Origin of the sequence: Pseudomonas marincola, from assembly GCF_900116605.1 — a bacterium.
Lineage (GTDB): Bacteria > Pseudomonadota > Gammaproteobacteria > Pseudomonadales > Pseudomonadaceae > Aquipseudomonas > Aquipseudomonas marincola.
Window position 1 is genome coordinate 1 of record NZ_FPBC01000026.1, and the last position, 19,805, is coordinate 19,805.

At 57.2% G+C, this 19,805-nt stretch carries 18 protein-coding genes, 1 tRNA gene and 1 pseudogene; 19 read left to right on the forward strand and 1 reads right to left on the reverse strand.

Annotation, left to right across the window (positions count from 1 at the left end; all coding sequences use genetic code 11):
• From BM395_RS22840 to BM395_RS22880, 9 genes are all read left to right on the forward strand, one after another.
• The coding region (locus BM395_RS22840; RefSeq protein WP_141124130.1) for an autotransporter outer membrane beta-barrel domain-containing protein at positions 1 to 897 on the forward strand (897 nt) is incomplete at its 5' end.
• 242 nt (positions 898 to 1,139) lie between these two features.
• Entirely contained in the window at positions 1,140 to 2,135 is a 996-nt protein-coding gene (locus tag BM395_RS22845; RefSeq protein ID WP_090515900.1) for an HAD family hydrolase, read from the forward strand.
• A gap of 379 nt (positions 2,136 to 2,514) precedes the next feature.
• The gene (locus BM395_RS22850; RefSeq protein ID WP_069902400.1) at positions 2,515 to 3,288 is read left to right on the forward strand and encodes an ABC transporter ATP-binding protein; all 774 of its coding nucleotides are present in this window, start codon (positions 2,515 to 2,517) and stop codon (positions 3,286 to 3,288) included.
• 17 nt (positions 3,289 to 3,305) lie between these two features.
• A complete protein-coding gene (locus tag BM395_RS22855) occupies positions 3,306 to 4,058 on the forward strand; it encodes an ABC transporter substrate-binding protein (RefSeq protein WP_069902399.1) in 753 nt (250 codons plus the stop codon).
• A gap of 50 nt (positions 4,059 to 4,108) precedes the next feature.
• Positions 4,109 to 4,804 (forward strand): ABC transporter permease, encoded by a 696-nt coding sequence (locus BM395_RS22860; protein WP_069902398.1) that lies wholly within the window; start codon positions 4,109 to 4,111, stop codon positions 4,802 to 4,804.
• Entirely contained in the window at positions 4,801 to 5,490 is a 690-nt protein-coding gene (locus BM395_RS22865) for an ABC transporter permease (RefSeq protein WP_069902397.1), read from the forward strand. Before BM395_RS22860 ends, BM395_RS22865 begins: the two co-directional genes overlap by 4 nt.
• 35 nt (positions 5,491 to 5,525) lie before the next feature.
• Positions 5,526 to 6,731 (forward strand): methyltransferase, encoded by a 1,206-nt coding sequence (locus tag BM395_RS22870; protein WP_090515903.1) that lies wholly within the window; start codon positions 5,526 to 5,528, stop codon positions 6,729 to 6,731.
• Positions 6,732 to 7,022: 291 nt separating this feature from the next.
• A tRNA-Thr gene (locus BM395_RS22875) sits at positions 7,023 to 7,098 on the forward strand.
• A gap of 138 nt (positions 7,099 to 7,236) precedes the next feature.
• Positions 7,237 to 7,452 carry an AbrB/MazE/SpoVT family DNA-binding domain-containing protein gene (locus tag BM395_RS22880; protein ID WP_090515921.1) on the forward strand — a complete coding sequence of 72 codons (216 nt, stop codon included), beginning with the start codon at positions 7,237 to 7,239 and terminating at the stop codon, positions 7,450 to 7,452.
• A 64-nt stretch (positions 7,453 to 7,516) separates the two neighbouring features.
• Here the strand turns inward: BM395_RS22880 and BM395_RS22885 are convergent, their stop codons facing one another.
• Positions 7,517 to 8,119 (reverse strand): TetR/AcrR family transcriptional regulator, encoded by a 603-nt coding sequence (locus tag BM395_RS22885; protein ID WP_090515923.1) that lies wholly within the window; start codon positions 8,117 to 8,119, stop codon positions 7,517 to 7,519.
• 133 nt (positions 8,120 to 8,252) lie between these two features.
• Between BM395_RS22885 and BM395_RS22890 the strand changes: the two genes are divergently transcribed.
• From BM395_RS22890 to dctM, 10 genes and pseudogenes are all read left to right on the forward strand, one after another.
• Positions 8,253 to 8,804, forward strand: coding sequence for a carboxymuconolactone decarboxylase family protein (locus BM395_RS22890; RefSeq protein WP_090515906.1), 552 nt, complete (start codon positions 8,253 to 8,255; stop codon positions 8,802 to 8,804).
• A gap of 46 nt (positions 8,805 to 8,850) precedes the next feature.
• Complete coding sequence (locus BM395_RS22895) at positions 8,851 to 9,546, forward strand: haloacid dehalogenase type II (protein WP_090515925.1); 696 nt, start codon at positions 8,851 to 8,853, stop codon at positions 9,544 to 9,546.
• Between the two features lie 117 nt (positions 9,547 to 9,663).
• The gene (yghU, locus tag BM395_RS22900) at positions 9,664 to 10,518 is read left to right on the forward strand and encodes a glutathione-dependent disulfide-bond oxidoreductase (protein WP_090515908.1); all 855 of its coding nucleotides are present in this window, start codon (positions 9,664 to 9,666) and stop codon (positions 10,516 to 10,518) included.
• A gap of 292 nt (positions 10,519 to 10,810) precedes the next feature.
• Positions 10,811 to 11,914, forward strand: coding sequence for a DUF1254 domain-containing protein (locus tag BM395_RS22905; protein ID WP_150548157.1), 1,104 nt, complete (start codon positions 10,811 to 10,813; stop codon positions 11,912 to 11,914).
• Positions 11,915 to 12,020: 106 nt separating this feature from the next.
• Positions 12,021 to 13,613 (forward strand): phospholipase D family protein, encoded by a 1,593-nt coding sequence (locus BM395_RS22910; RefSeq protein WP_090515911.1) that lies wholly within the window; start codon positions 12,021 to 12,023, stop codon positions 13,611 to 13,613.
• 86 nt (positions 13,614 to 13,699) lie between these two features.
• Complete coding sequence (locus tag BM395_RS22915) at positions 13,700 to 15,526, forward strand: sensor histidine kinase (protein WP_090515913.1); 1,827 nt, start codon at positions 13,700 to 13,702, stop codon at positions 15,524 to 15,526.
• A gap of 110 nt (positions 15,527 to 15,636) precedes the next feature.
• A complete protein-coding gene (locus tag BM395_RS22920; RefSeq protein ID WP_090515915.1) occupies positions 15,637 to 17,010 on the forward strand; it encodes a sigma-54-dependent transcriptional regulator in 1,374 nt (457 codons plus the stop codon).
• Between the two features lie 282 nt (positions 17,011 to 17,292).
• Positions 17,293 to 18,282, forward strand: a complete 990-nt coding sequence (gene dctP / locus BM395_RS22925) for a C4-dicarboxylate TRAP substrate-binding protein DctP (protein WP_090515917.1) — start codon at positions 17,293 to 17,295, stop codon at positions 18,280 to 18,282.
• A 117-nt stretch (positions 18,283 to 18,399) separates the two neighbouring features.
• Positions 18,400 to 19,029: a TRAP transporter small permease gene (locus BM395_RS22930; RefSeq protein WP_090515919.1), complete on the forward strand. Its 630-nt coding sequence runs from the start codon at positions 18,400 to 18,402 to the stop codon at positions 19,027 to 19,029.
• A pseudogene (gene dctM / locus BM395_RS22935) lies at positions 19,029 to 19,805 on the forward strand (C4-dicarboxylate TRAP transporter large permease protein DctM); the annotation flags it as partial. The gene BM395_RS22930 and the pseudogene dctM, both read left to right, overlap by 1 nt.

The window sequence follows — 19,805 nt, forward strand, 5'->3', positions numbered from 1 at the left end:
ACACCAACAGCACCTGGCAATAACGCCTCCCTGCCGGATGGCATTGGCTACAGCCCCGAAGTCCCCCTGACTGAGGGTCGGCGCTTCACCCAGGAGCCAGGCTGGAACCTATGGGTCGACAGTCGCTTCAGCGACATCTCGGATCGACGCTCAGGTTTGGACCTGGACGGTAAAGCGGGCTACGTGACGATCGGCGCTGACCATCGCCTGAATCAAGACCTCGCCGTCGGGCTCATGACCATTTTCGAGCGCAATCGCTCGTCAGGCTTCAATGATGAGTGGAAAGTTCGCTCGGACGGCTTCAGCGTTGGCCCCTACGTTGCCTACCGACTTAATCCGCAGTGGTCGATCGACTCCTCGCTTGGCATCGGCGTGCTGAATAACGAAAATCAGATTTCGGTACTCAAAGAAGAGTACGAAACTCAGCGCTATGCCCTTTCAATGAGTGCCACCGGCCAATACAACGTCGATGAAGTGTTGCTGCAGCCAAAGTTTTCGCTGTCCTACACGCACTTTCGCAATGAAGACCACCTCATGAAAGGCAACGTGCTAGGCACGCCGGTTACGCTGAATATCGAACAGCAAAACTTCAACTACGGCGTCGTCGAATCAACACTGCAAATCAGCCGGGGCTACACAACAGATGATGGCAAGGTGTGGTTTCCGTTTGCCGAAGTTGGTCTGAATAATGAATTCGATCGTCCTAATGACGGCCTGATGATTACCGGCGATCTCAGTCAGGAAAAGTCATCCGCATGGACCGGCACCCTGCGCACCGGCATGCAGGCTTTACTCACGCCCAATACCTATATCGAAACCAGTGTCGGCTACCTCAGCCTCGGTCAGAACGGCCTTGATATCTGGGAAGGCAGGCTGTTCTTTTCATACGGCTTCTAAACCTGTAACCGCCCGGCATTGTCTTGCCCAGGCTGCACATATTCAGTACTGCCCAGTTGAGTACGCAATAAATGCAGCCTGGCCAACCTTGCTCAGGTCAAAAACTTACTCTACGCAACAGCAGGGGGATTTTGAATCCATCGCTAAAGTGCTCTAGATCAAGCCTTACAGCACAGCGAATCGCCAAAATAGGTAGGCGCCGAGGCCACAAAAGCGGCTCACCCATCTATCAGGGACGATAAATGAAACACATCCAATTGCCCTTCAAAAATCCCGAGCAGTCAGATCCGCTCGTTCGTCAGCCATCCCCAAATGATCCTCTTCCTTCGTGGCGCGACGGCGCGACCAAGCAAGCCATCGTTGCGTTTGTCGAGTCAGTTACCGACAGCACCTCGAAAGATTACGTGCCAGTGAGCGAACGCATTGCGACACTCGATAACGACGGCACGCTGTGGAGTGAAAAGCCGCTCTATTTTCAGGTGCTATTCGCCTTTGATGAGGTCAAGCGCAGGGCCTCAGACCATCCGGACTGGAAAGACCGACATGGATTCAAAGAACTGCTCGAAGGCGGTATAGACGCAGTAAAGGAAAACGATCACGAAGGCATCATGGCGATAGTTGAGGCGACCCACACCGGAATCAGCACCGACCAATTTACCGCCAACGTAAGAGCCTGGCTGGCCACAGCGCGCCACCCCGGCACTCATCGTCCGTATACCGAAATGGTTTTCCAGCCGATGCTGGAGTTGCTCGACTATCTGCGCGCCAATGACTTCCAGACCTACATCGTCTCTGGCGGAGAGGTCACCTTCATGCGCGCATGGAGCGAAGATGTTTACGGCATTGGGCCTGAGCAGGTAATCGGCACCACGTTTATCAACCGTTATCACGATAACAACGGCGAGCCCGAAATCGTACGCACCGTTATCATGGCGCACCACAACGACGGCCCGGGCAAGCCTGTGGGCATCGAGTCGATCATCGGCCGACGGCCAATCATGGCAATAGGCAACGGCGATGGCGACTTAGAAATGCTGCAGTGGACCGCTGCCGGCGAAGGCCCGAGGTTTATGGGCGTGATCCACCATACAGACGCCAAGCGCGAATGGGCTTACGACCGCAAAGCGCTGATCGGCAAGCTGGATGAAACCCTTGATGAAGCCATTGCCAACCACTGGACGGTGGTTGATATGCAGCGCGACTGGGCGCGAATTTATCCCGAAAACAGCGATAAATAGCCGCAGCAGGTGAGCGCCAAGCTCTCAAGACAGGGGCTTGGCGCACCTTGTTTCAGCCGCAACAGCCTCTACTTAGTCACCCGACTTGTACGATGGCTGGCCAGTGGCGGACTGACTCGGCATAATCGCCTCCATTAAGTGACAGTCTCAACTTGCTGCATCTTTGCGGCTGATCGCAACCGAACTCGACAGCCTCAATCAAAAATCCGCTTTTTTGTACCTGCGCGACAGGCAACTGCGGTGATGCGACACACGACCCACTTCAAGCTTTTAAACCGCTCCCGCAGGCTTGGCCGTAATCGAAGCGCTATGCTAATTTGGCTGCGCCAGGATGGCTATATGATGGCTGGAGAGCACTCAGAGAATAAGAGGAATACCCATGGCTGAGGCTTCGCCTGCGCTAGAAATTCGCGATTTGCATAAACGCTATGGCGATCTTGAAGTACTTAAAGGTATCTCGCTGACCGCCCGCGATGGCGATGTCATCTCGATTCTCGGCTCGTCCGGCTCCGGAAAGTCGACCTTCCTGCGCTGCATCAATTTGCTTGAGAACCCGCACAAGGGTCAGATCATCGTCGCCGGTGAAGAGCTCAAGCTCAAAGCTGCCAAAAATGGTGAACTGGTTGCCGCAGATGGCAAGCAGATCAACCGCATGCGCAGCGAAATCGGCTTCGTGTTTCAGAACTTCAACCTTTGGCCTCACATGAGCGTGCTCGATAACATCATCGAAGCGCCGCGCCGCGTGTTGGGTCAGAGCAAAGCCGAAGCCACTGAAATCGCGGAAGCATTACTGGCCAAGGTCGGTATTGCCGACAAACGTCACGTTTATCCCAACCAGCTTTCGGGTGGCCAGCAACAGCGCGCAGCGATTGCACGCACGCTGGCCATGCAACCCAAGGTCATCCTCTTTGACGAACCCACCTCGGCGCTAGACCCCGAGATGGTACAAGAAGTGCTTAACGTAATTCGTGCACTGGCCGAAGAGGGTCGCACCATGCTGCTCGTGACGCACGAAATGGGCTTCGCCCGCCAAGTGTCGAGTGAAGTGGTATTTTTGCATCAAGGCCTGGTTGAAGAACAAGGCTCGCCCGAGCAGGTCTTCGAAAACCCAAGCTCAGCACGCTGCAAACAATTCATGTCAGGCAATCGCTAACCAAGGAGCTGTATCGAATGCAAAACTACAAAAAAATTCTGCTAGCCGCTGCTGCAACACTGGCTTTCGGCACTAGCGCAGTCGCCGCCGACAAACTGAAAATTGGTACCGAGGGCGCATACCCTCCGTTCAACCTGATTGACGCAAGTGGCCAGGTGGGTGGCTTCGACGTCGAAATTGGCCAAGCACTTTGCGCCAAGATGAAGGTTGAGTGCGAAGTCGTTACTTCCGACTGGGACGGTATTATTCCGGCTCTCAACGCCAAGAAGTTCGACTTCCTGATTGCCTCCATGTCGATCACCGAAGAGCGCAAGCAAGCGGTCGACTTCACGGATCCGTACTACACCAACAAACTGCAGTTCATCGCGCCGAAGAGCAGCGATTTCAAAGCTGACAAAGACAGCCTGAAAGGCAAGGTCATCGGCGCACAACGCGCAACCATCGCCGGCACCTGGCTGGAAGACAACATGAAAGACGTTGTCGACATCAAGCTGTATGACACCCAGGAAAACGCCTACCTCGACCTGTCGTCTGGCCGTCTCGATGGCGTGCTGGCAGACACCTTCGTAAACTGGGAATGGCTCAAGAGCGACGCCGGTAAAAGCTTCGAATTCAAGGGTGACCCTGTATTCGATAACGACAAAATCGGTATCGCTGTGCGTAAAGGCGACGAGCTTCGCGTGAAACTCAACGCCGCCCTGAAAGAAATCGTTGCCGACGGCACTTACAAGCAGATCAACGACAAGTACTTCCCGTTCAGCATTTACTAAGCTGCCGGCACTGCGCCGCCCTCACCGGCGGCGCAGGCTACTGAGCCCACATGAACTTCGATCTCTATGGATTCGGCCCTGCCCTGGCAGCCGGCACCCTGATGACCATCAAGCTGGCGCTAAGCGCGCTATGCCTCGGTCTGGTGTTGGGCTTGCTTGGTGCACTGGCCAAAACTTCTCCGTACAAGCCGCTGCAATGGCTTGGCGGCACGTATTCGACCATCGTGCGCGGCATCCCGGAATTGCTCTGGGTACTGCTGATCTACTTCGGCACCGTCAACCTGATGCGCACCCTGGCAGACTTTCTGCACATGGAAAGCCTGGAACTCAGCCCGTTCGCTGCCGGCACAATCGCCCTCGGCATCTGCTTCGGCGCGTACGCCACCGAAGTATTTCGCGGCGCCATTCTGGCAATCCCCAAGGGCCACCGCGAAGCGGGTCAGGCACTGGGCATGTCCAAGCCGCGCATTTTCTGGCGCCTGATTCTGCCGCAAATGTGGCGTATCGCCCTGCCCGGCCTTGGCAACCTGTTCATGATTTTGATGAAGGACACCGCGCTGGTTTCAGTGATCGGCCTGGAAGAAATCATGCGTCGCTCGCAAATCGCAGTGACCTCAAGCAAGCAAGCCTTCACCTTCTACATGGTCGCCGCCTTGATTTATCTCAGCCTCACCGTCATCGCCATGACCGGCATGTACCTGCTTGAAAAACGCGCAAGCCGTGGTTTTGTCAGGAGCAGCCAATGAACTGGGAAGTCATCATCAAGTGGCTGCCACGCCTTTCCGAAGGTGCAGTGCTTACTTTGGAGCTGGTCGCCTTCGCGGTAATCGCCGGTCTCATTCTGGCTATTCCGATGGGCATCGCCCGCTCATCGCGGCACTGGTATATCCGCAGCCTGCCTTACGGCTACATCTTCTTCTTCCGTGGCACACCGCTGCTGGTTCAGCTGTTTCTGGTGTATTACGGCCTTGCGCAGTTCGAGTCCGTGCGCCAAGGGCCGCTCTGGCCTTACCTGCGTGACCCGTACTGGTGCGCCGTTCTCACCATGACGCTGCACACTGCCGCCTATATCGCCGAAATCCTGCGTGGCGCGATTCAGTCTGTTCCACCAGGCGAGGTTGAAGCCGCACGCGCATTAGGCATGTCACGGTTCCAGACCATGGTGCACATACTGCTGCCCCGTGCTGCACGCATTGGCCTGCCCGCTTACAGCAACGAAGTGATCCTGATGCTCAAGGCCAGCGCACTGGCGAGCACCATCACCTTGCTTGAGCTCACCGGCATGGCGCGCACAATCATCGCCCGCACCTACTTGCCAGTGGAGATATTCTTCGCCGCCGGGATGTTCTATCTGGTGATCGCCTTCGTTCTGGTTCGCGGCTTCAAGCTGCTGGAGCGCTGGCTGCGCGTAGACGCCTGCCAAGGCCGTTAACAGTTGGGCCGGCAACGGCCCGACTGCATTTCCTTATGACAACCCCCGCCTCTCTTGCCCAGCGTTTTGCCGCACTCGACGCCCTGCTCATAAAGCACCAGCACCTGTGGCGACCGCGCCCGTTTACCCAACTGCAGCTTGAGTGGGAACATGATCATCCTGAACTAGCCAACTGGCTGCGCGCACGAACGCTGGAACAAGCCGAACTTGCCCACAACCAACCAGAGCTGCTCGACGCACCCGCCCCGTTTGGCGAGATCGCCAAGAGTGCGCAAACGCTTTGCCATGTTGATGGCGTATCAGTCGCGCCACACACACAGCTGAACGCGCGGCAAACGGCGGGTATTCCGGGGCGCAAGTTGCAGCAGATCGAGGCATTCGCCCACAGCCTGCAATTTGCACAACCTGTCAGTCATTGGCTCGACTGGTGTGCGGGCAAGGGCCATCTGGGACGGGTACTGGCGCAAGACCCACAGCTACTGACCTGCCTTGAATACGATGCAGAGCTGGTCGCAGGCGGGCAAAAGATCAGCGATCACTTAAAGCGCCAGGCCCGGCATATCCAGCAAGACGTGCTCGCCGAGGATTGCCAACAACAGCTGCAGCCCAGCCACACACCCGTGGCCCTGCATGCCTGCGGCGACCTGCATGTTCGCCTGATGCAACTCGCCAGCGATGCAGGTTGCCAGCAACTGGCGATTGCGCCCTGCTGCTACAACCGCACCCGCGATGAGCATTACCAACCGTTATCCACGGTTGCAAAAGCCTCCAGCCTGCAACTATCCCGCGACGATCTCGGCCTGCCCGCCAGCGAAACCGTGACTGCCGGTGCGCGCGTACGCCGGCAACGCGACAACTCGATGGCACGACGCCTGGCATTTGATCAATTGCAGCGCCGGTTACGCGACATCAATGAATACCTGCCCACGCCTTCTTTGCCAGCCGCCTGGCTGGATAAACCGTTCACCGACTACTGCAAAGACCTCGCCGCACTCAAAGACCTGCCCACACCGCCCGCCGACGAAGACTGGGATGCACTGCAAGCCCTCGGCTGGCAACGCCTTGCCGAAGTCCGCAATCTGGAACTGGTACGCGACCTGTTCCGCCGCCCGCTGGAAATGTGGCTGGTACTTGATCGCGCCCTGTATTTGCAGGAGCACGGCTACAGCGTCACGCTAAAACGCTTCTGCCCACATGAAGTAACCCCAAGAAACCTGCTGTTACAGGCAGAACGCCTTTAACTTATCCACAAAAGCTGTGGATAAGTCAGTTGATAGTTTTTCGAAAAGGCGTCTAACACAGGCTGTGCAGCCCGACAATGCGACTCAAGGTCTTTTTTAACAATTTAAAAATATCAATAAAAACAAAAACTTACGAAATACCGAGGCAAGCATCACAAAATACCTGCTGCTGCGGGCAAAATTTATCTCAGTTGTGCATAAAGAAATCCGGGCTCATTACATTTTTTATAAAATAGTTGCCAAAAGGGCCTTTACTCATCGCAACTTATCTATATAATGCGCCCCACAAATGCCGGTATAGCTCAGTTGGTAGAGCAACTGACTTGTAATCAGTAGGTCCCGAGTTCGACTCTTGGTGCCGGCACCATATACAGAAAGGCCCACAGCGATGTGGGCCTTTTTTGTTGCCTGCGATTTATCACTGCCTGCTGCCAGCCAAGGTTGCTTGCTGTTCACGATGCCTGCCATGCTCCGCCACAATGCATTTTCAATCCCCGGAGGCGATATGAGCACGCAACAGGTAGTTATCGAAGACTGGAATGGCGACGGCGGCATCCGCATTCCGGATGCGGCACTTCAGGAGTTGGGCGTTGATGTGGGCGATTCGCTGTATCTGATTGAAGAATTCGTCGGCACAACTCGTTGCCTGGTCCTTAGCAAAACACCGCGCATCCCTGATCGCATGGATGAATTGGTTGAGGCGTGGGACAAGGGGCAATAAGGCCAAAGCCTGATAGCAGATGAGGCTCAGCTAAACGCTTAGGCGCATCTGCAGACAGGCATCATCAAGCCTGCCGATACGCGTCGACTAAGCTCGCCATATCATCAGCGAGCGCTGCAATCTGAGCATTCGCTACTTTGCGCTCGGCGAATACCCGCAAGCCGATGATTTGCGCTTGCAGGAGTCGCGCAAGCCTTGCGCAATCGACATCGGCGCGCAGTTCACCAGCATCCTTTGCCCGCTCCAGCGCTTTACCAATACGTTGCTCGATTTGCGTCAGCACCGCATCCACTTTGTCGTGCAAGGCAGCGTCTTCGGGGTTTATTTCGAGCAGGGTTTTCACCAGCATGCATGCCTGCGCAGGCGGCTGCGTCTCGGTGTTGCAGGCCTGTGCGAACGAGCGCAAATAGCACTTCAACCCTTCCAGCACTTCGGGGGCGGCGTCCAGCGTTTGCTGGAAGGTGTCGGCTGTGCGCGCGACATAGGCATCCAGCGCTTCGGCGAACAGGCCGCTCTTGCTGCCAAACGTGGCGTACAAGCTGCCTGGCCGCATGTCCAGAGCCTGCTCGATGTGCTTCATCGACGAGGCGTAATACCCCCGCGACCAGAACAGTTCTACCGCCCGATCCAGAGCAACTTGACGATCAAAACGAGCAATACGCGGCATGGGTGTCTCTGCATAAAGGCTGTTGGGCAGCATCATTGATAATTGAGCGATCACTCAATTATAGCTTGATAGTGGTGAACTCCTCAATTAAGGTGAAGTCATATTTGAACGATCACTCAAAAAGGATCAGCACATGTCTACTTTCAAATTGCATGACCAGAACACAGCTCCTGAAGCCTCTAAACCCTTGCTGGAAAACTCGCAGAAAGCCTTTGGCATGGTTCCCGGTTTGCACGCGGTAATGGCCGAGTCGCCCGAGCTGCTGGAGGGTTATCAGGTTCTGCATAACCTGTTCCTCAACAGCAGCTTTACTGCAGAGGAGCAAACTGTTGTCTGGCAGAGCATCAACGTCGAGCACAATTGCCACTATTGCGTTCCGGCGCATACCGGTATCGCCAAGGCGATGAAGGTGTCTGACGAAATAAGCAATGCATTGCGCGATGAAACGCCGCTACCAACGCCTAAGCTGGAAGCACTGCGCGACTTCACGCTGGCCATGGTTCGCCAACGTGGTGAGCTGCAAACATCGCAGATTGAAGACTTCTACGCGGCAGGCTTCAGCCAGCAAAACGTATTGGAAGTGATTTTGGCGCTCAGCCAAAAGGTGATGAGCAACTACACCAACCACGTTGCTCAAACACCAATTGATGCAGCTTTCAAAAGCTTCGCCTGGGAAAAGAAATAACCGCTGCCGACCGTGTTAGTCAATGATTGAAGCGCAGGAGCAACAGATGAGCGAGCCAACAGCCGCACCGATTATCGTGTTCGACGTAAACGAAACCCTGCTCGATATAGACACCCTCGCGCCGCTGTTCGAGCGGGTGTTTGGCGACGCAACGGTGTTACGCGAATGGTTCGCCCAGCTGATTCTCTACTCGCAAACCCTGACCCTCGGCGGCCGTTACTGCCCGTTTGGCGAGCTCGGCGTTGGCACGCTGCACATGCTTGGCACCCAGCACGGCAAAACCATTAACGATGCCGACATTTCCGAACTGAAACAGCGCATGGGCAACATGCCCGCCCACGCCGACGCTTTGCCTGCGCTGAAGATGCTGCGTGATGCGGGTTTTCGCCTGGTGACACTCACCAATTCGGCGAGCAGCGCATCGCCCACAGCACTTGAGCGAGCTGGGCTGGCGGAGTTCTTTGAGCAGACCTTCAGCGTCGAGTCGGTTAAAAAGTTTAAGCCCGCGCCCGAAACCTATGCCCATGTTGCGGATCAACTGCAGGTACCCGCTGCCAGTTTGACACTGGTAGCCTGTCATTTATGGGACACCATCGGCGCGCAGTCTGCGGGCTGGCAAGGTGCGTTTATCACGCGACCACATAACACCCTACTGCCGGCAGCCGAAGTACCAACGCCGGATTTTGTCGCGGCGGATTTAACCGAGCTTGCGAGCCAGTTGATTGACCGACTACGCGCTTGAATAACGGACTAATCTGCGTTGTTTCAGCGTCACGACAATCAACTGGCTCGCCCGGCTTATCTCGCTTTTCGCGATCAACGTATTGAAACTCTAACCTGTTAAAAATAGGTATCTGCAATGGACGATCAAACAACCTATACACCGCCTGCAGTCTGGAAGTGGGACAAACAGAACGGCGGTGCATTCTCCAGCATCAACCGGCCGATCTCCGGCCCCACGCACGGTAAGGACCTGCCGGTTGGCAAGCACCCACTGCAACTCTACTCACTGGCCACGCCCAATGGCGTGAAAGTCACGGTGATGCTTGAAGAGTTGTTGGCACTGGGCCACCGCGGCGCCGAATACGACGCGTGGTTGATCAAGATTTCCGACGGCGATCAATTCTCCAGCGGCTTTGTCGAGGTTAATCCGAACTCGAAGATTCCGGCGATGATGGATCACAGCACAACACCGCCGACCCGTCTTTTCGAGTCGGGCTCGATTCTGCTGTACCTGGCCGAGAAGTTTGATGCGCTGCTGTCGAAAGACCCCAAAGCCCGCGCCGAAACCATTAACTGGCTGTTCTGGCAGATGGGCAGCGCGCCGTATCTTGGCGGTGGCTTCGGTCATTTCTACGCGTACGCGCCGAGCAAAATCGAATACGCGATCGACCGTTTCACCATGGAGGTCAAACGCGAGCTGGATGTACTGGATCGCCGTCTGGCCGACAATACTTACCTGGCAGGCGACGAATACAGCATTGCTGATGTCGCCATCTGGCCGTGGTACGGGGTTCTTGCGCTTGGCGGTCTGTACGATGCCGCCACATTCCTCGATGTGAAAAGCTACAAGAACGTGCAACGTTGGGCCAAGGCCATTGCCGAACGCCCCGCTGTGAAACGCGGCCGCATGGTTAACCGTACGTGGGGCGAGGCCAGCGAGCAGCTGCCGGAGCGCCACGCAGCCAGCGACTTCGACAACATTAGTGGATAACACCGGCAAATGACGGCGACCGTGAAACGGACGCCGTCATTCCATCACCTGCCTCCTGCCAAATTTCCCCGCCCCTGTTCAGCCCTCTTCCTGCACTCGCACGTCGCCATTGCGCTAAAAAATGCTCCCCGCGCGCGCCTGCGCATTGACACTCGATTTTACGACGCCCTAAAAAAACTGCTCTAGACTCAAATTCTGAAAACCGACGCGGCCAATGCCAGCGGCTAACCTCGCGGTACAGCTGGGCTGGCGAGTGCGGCGTAATGGATTAATCGACAGAGAAGGGAGTCATATGAAAGCACTCAAACTGTTAGTGATTGGCTTGGCTTTGGCCTCTGGCTTCAGCCACGCCGATGAGAAAACCGGTGTCGGCAAGAACGGCGTAGCGCTCGCCTCAAGCCCGGCATTCACGGCTGAAGGCGGCGAGAAAGTGACGATGGAGAATGTCGTCCGCGCTGAAACCGCCAAATACTTTGCCGAAGAAACCATCAAGACCGGCCCCAACAAATTCCGCCATGAGCGCCAGGGTATCCAACTGGATAACCAAACGATCATTCGCTCAAACTTTGACCTGATCTATTCCTATGCGGTGTTCGACGCCTCCAAAGGATTGAGCGTGACCGTGCCGCCCTACGACCTGTATCAGTCCGTGCAGATTTTCGACGGTAACTCGATCACGCTGGGCGTGGTGTATCCGGGCGAAACGATGAAGATCAGCCCGGACCAACTGACTGTTGGCGACCATGTGTACTTGTTTATGCGCACTCAACCGCCCTCACTCGACGAAGCCGGCATGAACAAGCTGCACGAACGGCAGGACTCAGTCGTGGTCGAGGCTGGCTCGGCGGAACCGTACGTACCCGAGGTTAAATACGACCTGGCCTCGTTCAACACGCTGCGTGATGACTTGATCAAACGCGCACCGAAAGAAACCGTGATCTGGAAAGGCTTCGTCGAAAGCCTCGACGCCATTGAGTCGCCGTATTACCAGATGACCAACCTGGCTGGCTGGGCTGGCTTGCCGGCGACTCAGGCGCACTACTTCGTGGTATTGCCGGGCGACAAAGCAGCGGCTGATGGCAAGCCTTCGAGCATGACGTTCAAGGCGCCAGATTTGCAGTACGACCGCAAAGGCTACTGGTCGTTGACTGTTTATGATGCCGACGGCTGGGTGGTCAGCAAACCGTTCAAGATCAGCTCGCTCGAAGCCGAACCCAATGCAGACGGCAGCTACACCCTGAACTTCAATGGTCCGGAAGGGACACCGAATAATCTGCAGGTTCCGAAAAACTGGAATGCCTTGTTCCGTGCTTACCTGCCCAAGTCGCGCGACAGCATTCTCGCCTTCGAGAAAGACCTGACCGACAACCACAAACCTACAGCCGCAAAACCCTGAAAACAGTCGCCTCACGACAAATCAAGGCCCGCATTGACGCGGGTCTTGTATTTGGTCCGGCTGAAAATGCTAGCCTGAGCGTACCGATCACTGGCACTGGAAGCTTATGCGCGCGCACACAGAGCCCCTTAATTTCTGCAAATCTGCCCGGTTGCCAGCGCACTGGCTGGCCATGCTGTTTGCCCTGCTCACCGGCGGGCTGGCAGGTTGCAGCTCATTGCCCAGCTTGACCTCGCGGCCTGAGTCAGTGGCTTTGGGCCAGGACGAAGCGCAAAACACCCGTCTGGGCAAGGCGTTGCAACCACTTGTCAGCAGCCATCCGGGGGAGTCTGGGATTTACCCGCTGGACAATCCGCGTGACGCCTTCGCCGCACGCGTGCTGCTGGCCAACGCCGCCGAGCGCACGCTGGATGTGCAGTATTACATTTGGCGCGGCGACACCACTGGCACCTTGCTGATGCAGGCGTTGCTTGATGCCGCCGAGCGAGGTGTGCGCGTACGCCTGCTGCTGGACGATAACGGCACCAGCGGCATCGACCGCGAACTTGCCGCACTCGACAGCCATGCCAACATCGAAGTGCGCCTGTTCAACCCGTTTCGCACCCGTTCGGCGAAGTGGACCGGATTTATCACCGACTTCAAGCGCTCCAACCGGCGCATGCACAATAAATCATTCACCGCCGATAACCGGGCCAGCATCATTGGCGGGCGCAACGTCGGTGATGCCTACTTTGGCGCAACCGACGGCGTTCTGTTTGCGGACCTGGATGTCATCTCGGTCGGGCCAGTGGTGAGCGATGTGTCCAGCAGCTTTGACCGCTACTGGGCCAGCGAATCGGCCTATGCGGTGAACGACTTTCTGCCCAAGGCTGACGCGGCCGAGCGCGAAGCCATTGGCGCAGCAGCCACTTCCATCGAACACAATTCCAAGGCCAATGCCTACGTAACAGCCCTGAAAAACCTGCCCTTTATCAGCAAGCTGCTCGATGGTGAACTGGAGTTGATTTGGGCCAGCACCCGCATGGTCAGTGACGATCCAGCCAAAGGATTAGGCAAGGCTGCGCCCGATGGATTGCTCATCAACAGAATCAGCAACATTCTGGTCGCCCCCACTCACCACGTAGAGTTGGTTTCGCCTTACTTTGTCCCGACCAAAGTTGGGGTGGACGCGTTTAGCAAGCTGAGCCAGAGCGGGGTCAAAGTGCGCGTGCTAACCAACGCCTTCGAGGCCACCGATGTGCCCGCAGTGCATGCGGGTTATGCCAAATCGCGCAAAGACTTGCTCAATGCCGGCATCGAGATTTACGAGGTACGCAGGCTCGCTCCAACCAGCAAACAGGCCAAAGGCCGCAACTCATTCGGCAGTAACGGCTCCAGCCTTCACGCAAAAACTTTTGCTGTGGACGGCACGCGGGTCTTTGTTGGATCGTTCAACTTCGACCCACGCTCGGCCAACCTCAACACCGAACTCGGTTTCGTCATCGACAGCCCGCATCTGGCGCAACGCATGCAAGAGGCTTTCGACCGTGACCTGCGCCAGTTCGCCTATCAGCTCAAGCTCGATGAACAAGGCAATATCATCTGGCTCGAACAAGACGCCGATCGACAAATTATCCACACCAAGGAGCCGGGCAGCAGCTTGTGGTCACGCAGCATGGTGGGTTTCCTGTCGATTCTGCCTATCGACTGGATGCTTTGAGGGCGCGGCGCTCAGGCTGAAAATACGCTGCAAAATGCCGGGCACGCGCACAAGCGCTTTTCCGGCGCGCTGTGCATAATGCGCCTATGAGCCAAGCCCCGATCAAAGCCACCGTCCCCCGCCGCCTTCGTTGGCGCAGTCTGCTGTTGCTCGGGGTATTGCTGGCGCCGTTGTTATGGCCGCTGCAGGTCTCTATCGAGCGCTATTACGGCGCGCAGCTCAATGACCAGAAGCGCCAGATTCTCGATTTATACGTGGCCAACCTCCTCGGCACCCTGAGCCGCTACGAAGTGCTGCCGCCGATTTTTGGCCAGTTGCCGAGCCTGCGCCAATTGCTCAAAGGGCAAACCAATATTGCCCTGCAAGATCAGGTGAACCGGCAACTGGCGAGCTTGCGCAAGCAAACCGGCGCCGATGTGATCTACCTCATGGCGCCAAACGGTCAAACCCTCGCGGCCTCCAACTGGAACGACGAAGACTCATTTGTCGGCCGTAACTTCTCTTACCGTCCTTACTTTCGCGAAGCCTTGCAAGGCCGCCACGGCCGCTTCTTCGGGCTGGGCACAACGTCGCGCAAGCGCGGCTACTTCTTCGCCGATGCGGTGCGCGATGGCGACAACATACTCGGCGTGGTCGTGGTCAAAGTCGATCTCGATCACACCGAAACCCTGTGGGGCGATCGCCCTGAGCGCTTGCTGGTAACCGACAACTACGGCGTGGTGATTCTCACCTCGCATCCTGACTGGCGCTTTCGCTCGACGCGCCCGCTGGATAACGCCGAACGTGCGGTGATTGCCGACACCCAGCCCTATCGCATTCAGTCACCGTCACCCCTGCACCTCAATGAAAAAGCCTGGCTCAAGCAGAGCACGCATCTGGAAGATATCGACTGGACGGTGAGCATTCTGGCGCCACGGCGCATGCTCGATGGCCCGGTGCGCACGGCAGTTGCGGTGGGCGGCGCATCGCTGATGATGCTGATATTGCTGCTCGGTCTACTCATGCAGCGCCGACGCCATTATCTGGAGCGCATCGCGCTCGACACACACGCCCGCCAGGTGCTGGAACAACGCGTGCTGGAACGCACGCTCGACCTCGAACAACTCAACAGTCGCCTGCGCCAGGAAGTCCTGGAGCGCGAGCAAGCCCAACAGGAGTTGGTGCGCGCGCAGGACGAACTGGTACAGGCAAGCAAACTGACGGCGCTTGGCACCATGTCAGCCAGCATCAGCCATGAACTCAATCAGCCACTCGCCGCCATTCGCAGCTATGCCGACAACGCTGGCGTATTGCTCGATCACCAGCGCACCGACGATGCCCGCGCCAATCTCAAGCTCATCAGCCAACTCACCGAGCGCATGGCTTCAATCATCGCCCACCTGCGCGCCTTTGCCCGCCGCGACCGTCACGCACCCGAAACCGTCGCGCTGCAATCCGCTCTGGACGATGCATTGGCATTGCTGGCCAAACGCCGCCGTGCGCTGGATGTCGAGCTGATCCGCGACCTGCCTGAAGCCACCTTGTGGGTACAAGCCGGGGAAACCCGCCTGCGCCAAGTGCTCAGCAACCTGCTGGCCAATGCCCTTGATGCGCTCAGCGAGGTACCTCCGCCACGGCGTTTGTGGTTGAGCAGCGTGGTCAGCGCAGACGGCATTGAACTGCACATCCGCGACAACGCCACTGGCTTCTCGGCCGAGGCGCTGCAACGCGCCCGGGAGCCATTTTTCACCACCAAGACCAGCGCGCAGGGGCTCGGATTGGGACTGGCGATTTGCGACAGCCTGATGCGCGCATTCGGCGGCGAACTCAGCTTCGACAATCATCCGCAAGGCGGCGCTTTGTTGATCCTGCGCATGAAGGCCGGTGAGAACAGCATGAGCCGGGTGAGTGATGATTTGGCCAATGAGACGTGAAGCGTCGCGGCCGAGCTGGTTCGTAGCTTGCATACTGGCAGCAGTGCAACCTTGAACACCGTGCTAAACCGCCCCTATTTTTGTGCAGTCGCTTGCAAAGGAACCCTCACATGACCCGCCTCGACGCTAACACTCAGGTGCTGTTGATTGATGATGATCCACACCTGCGTCAGGCCCTGAGCCAAACCCTTGATCTGGCTGGATTGAAGGTCGTCACGCTCGCCGATGCGCGGGGTGTTGCCGAGCTGATTCAGCCGGACTGGCAAGGCGTGGTGGTCAGTGATATTCGCATGCCGGGTATTGATGGCCTGCAACTGCTGGCGCAACTGCATGAACAAGACCCGCAATTGCCCGTGCTGTTGATTACCGGCCACGGTGATGTGCCGTTGGCGGTGCAAGCCATGCGCAGCGGCGCCTATGACTTTCTTGAAAAGCCGTTCGCCAGCGACGACTTGCTTGAGTCGGTGCGCCGCGCATTGGCGCTACGCCAGCTGGTTCTGGAGAACCGCAGCCTGCGTTTGGAGTTGGCGGACCGCAAGCAACTCGCTGCTCGGCTGGTCGGGCAATCGCCTGGCATGCAACGCTTGCGTGAGCAGATCGGCGCGCTGGCCGGGATCAATACCGATGTGCTGATTCTCGGTGAAACCGGCGCTGGCAAAGAGGTCGTAGCGCGTGCCCTGCACGATTTATCCAACCGCCGCTCCGGCCCTTTTGTGGCGATTAATGCGGGCGCACTGGCTGAGTCTGTGGTCGAGAGTGAGCTGTTTGGCCACGAAGCCGGCGCCTTTACCGGCGCGCAGAAACGCCGGATCGGCAAGTTCGAATTTGCCGCAGGCGGCACCCTGTTTCTCGATGAAATCGAAAGCATGAGCCTCGATGTGCAGGTCAAGTTACTGCGCCTGTTGCAGGAGCGTGTGGTTGAGCGCTTGGGCGGCAACCAATTGATTCCTCTGGATATCCGCATCATCGCCGCAACCAAGGAAGACCTTCGCCAAGCGGCGGATCAGGGCCGCTTCCGCGCTGACCTGTATTACCGGCTGAACGTCGCGCCGCTGCGGATTCCACCCCTGCGCGAGCGCGCCGACGATATTCTGCTGCTGTTCCAACACTTCACCGAAACCGCCAGCACGCGCCACTGTTTGGCTGTGCGCGAACTCACTGCCGCGCAGCGCGCACAACTGCTGCGCCACCCCTGGCCCGGCAATGTGCGTGAACTGCACAACGCCGCTGAACGCTTTGCCTTGGGCCTTGATTTAGGGCTGGAAGCCGGCGCCGATGCATCGAACGTCACGGCTGAGTTCAGCGGCACACTGAGCGAGCAGGTCGAAGCTTTCGAGAAATCCCTGATCGCCAGTGAGCTTGCCCGCTCGCACAATTCATTACGCAGCGTGGCCGAGGCGCTTGGCGTGCCCCGCAAAACCCTGCACGACAAACTGCGCAAACACGGCCTGAGTGGCGGAAGCTCGCCAGACGAGGCGGAGTAGTTGGCGGATTTCCGCCACATGTCCCGACCAAGTCACTTTCTATAACCGGCATTCGGTTTTTTTCGAGCGGCCTAAACCGCCGTGCCACGCATAGCAGCGCTCATTTTATGGCGCTGGGCACAGGCTGGCATGCCGGTTGCTCTAGTTAAGTCCTGGCCCACAACGCGGTAAATTCGGTCTATTGCAGCCTTTGCCCGTCATTTTTTGACAGGCCGCCTAGACTTGCAGTTGTTGCCCAGTAATACGCGCTACCGCGATAACCACAAAAAGAGGAAGCATCGCATGTTCAAACTTTCTGCCAAGGCGCTCGCGTGCGCCCTGTCACTGAGCATCGCTGGTATGGCTCAAGCAGCCGACCCGATCGTCATCAAATTCTCCCACGTAGTGGCCGATAACACCCCGAAAGGCCAAGGTGCCAACCTGTTCAAGAAGCTCGCTGAAGAGCGTCTGCCGGGTAAAGTGAAGGTTGAGGTTTATCCGAACTCTTCGCTGTTTGGCGACGGCAAGGAAATGGAAGCGCTGCTGCTGGGCGACGTTCAGCTGATCGCGCCATCACTGGCCAAGTTTGAGCAATACACCAAGAAACTGCAGATTTTCGATCTGCCGTTCCTGTTCAACGATATCAACGCAGTCGACAAGTTCCAGCAGAGCCCAGAGGGTCAGGAACTGCTGACTTCGATGGAATCGAAGAACATCACCGGTCTCGGCTACTGGCACAACGGCATGAAGCAGTTGTCTGCCAACAAAGCCCTGTACGAGCCTAAAGATGCTCGCGGCCTGAAGTTCCGCGTACAGGCTTCTGCCGTACTCGAAGAGCAGTTCAAAGCCGTTCGCGCCAACCCGCGCAAAATGAGCTTCGCCGAGGTTTACCAAGGCCTGCAGACTGGCGTGGTTAACGGTGCGGAAAACCCGTACTCGAACATCTACAGCCAGAAGTTCAACGAAGTTCAGAAGTACATCACCGAGTCCAACCACGGTGTACTCGACTACATGCTGATCACCAACACCAAGTTCTGGAACGGCCTGCCGGCTGATGTCCGCACTGAACTGGACAAGATCATCGTGGAAGTTACTGCTGAAGTGAACAAGCAGGCTGAAGCCCTGAACGCCGGTGACAAGCAGCGCATCATCGACGCTAAAACCAGCGAAATCATCACCCTCACGCCAGAGCAGCGTGCTGAGTGGCGCGATGCCATGAAGCCGGTCTGGAAGAAGTTTGAAGGTGATATCGGTGCCGACCTGATCAAAGCAGCTGAGGCTGCCAACCAGTAAGGTGAGTTTGCCGTAAGGCACGACTCCCGGCAGCGGCCACGCCCGCTGCCGGCCATTACGGCTGGCCAGCTCCATGCCGGTTCTGGCCAGCAGTTCATACCTCTGGAGAATTTATCGATGAACGCCCTGCGGCGAGCCTGGGACCACTTCGAGGAAGGTTTTATTGCCTTTCTGTTGGGTGCCATGACTCTGGTTACCTTTACCTATGTAATCCTCAACAACCTGTACACCTTCTTCTACAGTTGGGCTGACAACTGGGAAGGCGCCAGCGAGTCCTTGCTGTGGATTGGCGACCATATCCTCGACATGGCTCAGTCCATGACCTGGAGTATTGCCCTGACCAAGGCGCTATTTGCCTGGTTGATCTTTTTCGGTCTGGCTTACGGTGTGCGCACCGCTGGCCATATCGGTGTTGATGCGCTGGTAAAACTGGCTTCACGCCCCGTACAACGCATAATCGGTCTTATCGCCTGCATCGCCTGCCTGACTTACGCCGGCATGATTGCAATTGGCAGCTTTGACTGGGTGAAAACCCTGTTCATCGCGGGCATCGGCGCAGAAGACCTCGGCCATTACGGCATCGCCCAATGGCATATCGCGGCCATCGTACCGTTTGGCTACGCGATGGTATTTATCCGCTTCTTTGAAATCTTCGTGCGAATTCTGCGTAACGAGCAGACTGGCCTCGGCCTGGCTGATGAAGCCGCCGATGCGCTGAAACTGAAAGAACACGAGGCGCAAAAATAATGACCATTCTGTTCCTCTTTGCCGCGCTGTTCGCGCTGATGTTCATCGGCGTGCCGATTGCGGTTTCGCTGGGCCTCGCCGGCTCGGTAACGATTATGTTGTTCAGCCCGGACTCGGTCCGCTCGCTGGCCATCAAGCTGTTTGAAACCTCCGAGCACTACACGCTGCTGGCGATTCCGTTCTTCCTGCTTTCCGGCGCATTCATGACCACCGGCGGCGTGGCCAAGCGCCTGATCGACTTTGCCAACGCCTGCGTCGGCCACATCCGTGGCGGTCTGGCTATTTCGGCCGTTATGGCGTGCATGCTGTTCGCCGCGTTGTCTGGTTCATCGCCTGCCACCGTTGCCGCAGTCGGCTCGATTGCGATTGCCGGCATGGTGCGCTCGGGTTATCCACAGGCGTTCGGCGCCGGTATCGTCTGTAACGCCGGTACGCTGGGCATTCTGATTCCGCCGTCGATCGTGATGGTGGTCTACGCCGCTGCAACCGAGCAATCGGTCGGCAAGCTGTTCATGGCCGGGGTTATTCCGGGTCTGTTGCTGGGGCTTGCGTTGATGCTGGCGATTTACATTGTCGCGCGCAAAATGAATCTGCCTGCACAGCCGCGTGCCACCGTACGCGAGTTCCTCACGGCTGCGCGCAAGGCCATCTGGGGCTTGCTTTTGATGGTAGTGATTCTCGGCGGGATCTACTCGGGCATGTTCACCCCGACCGAGGCTGCCGCCGTAGCCGCGGTGTACGCAGGCTTTGTCGCGCTGTTTGTCTATAAAGACCTG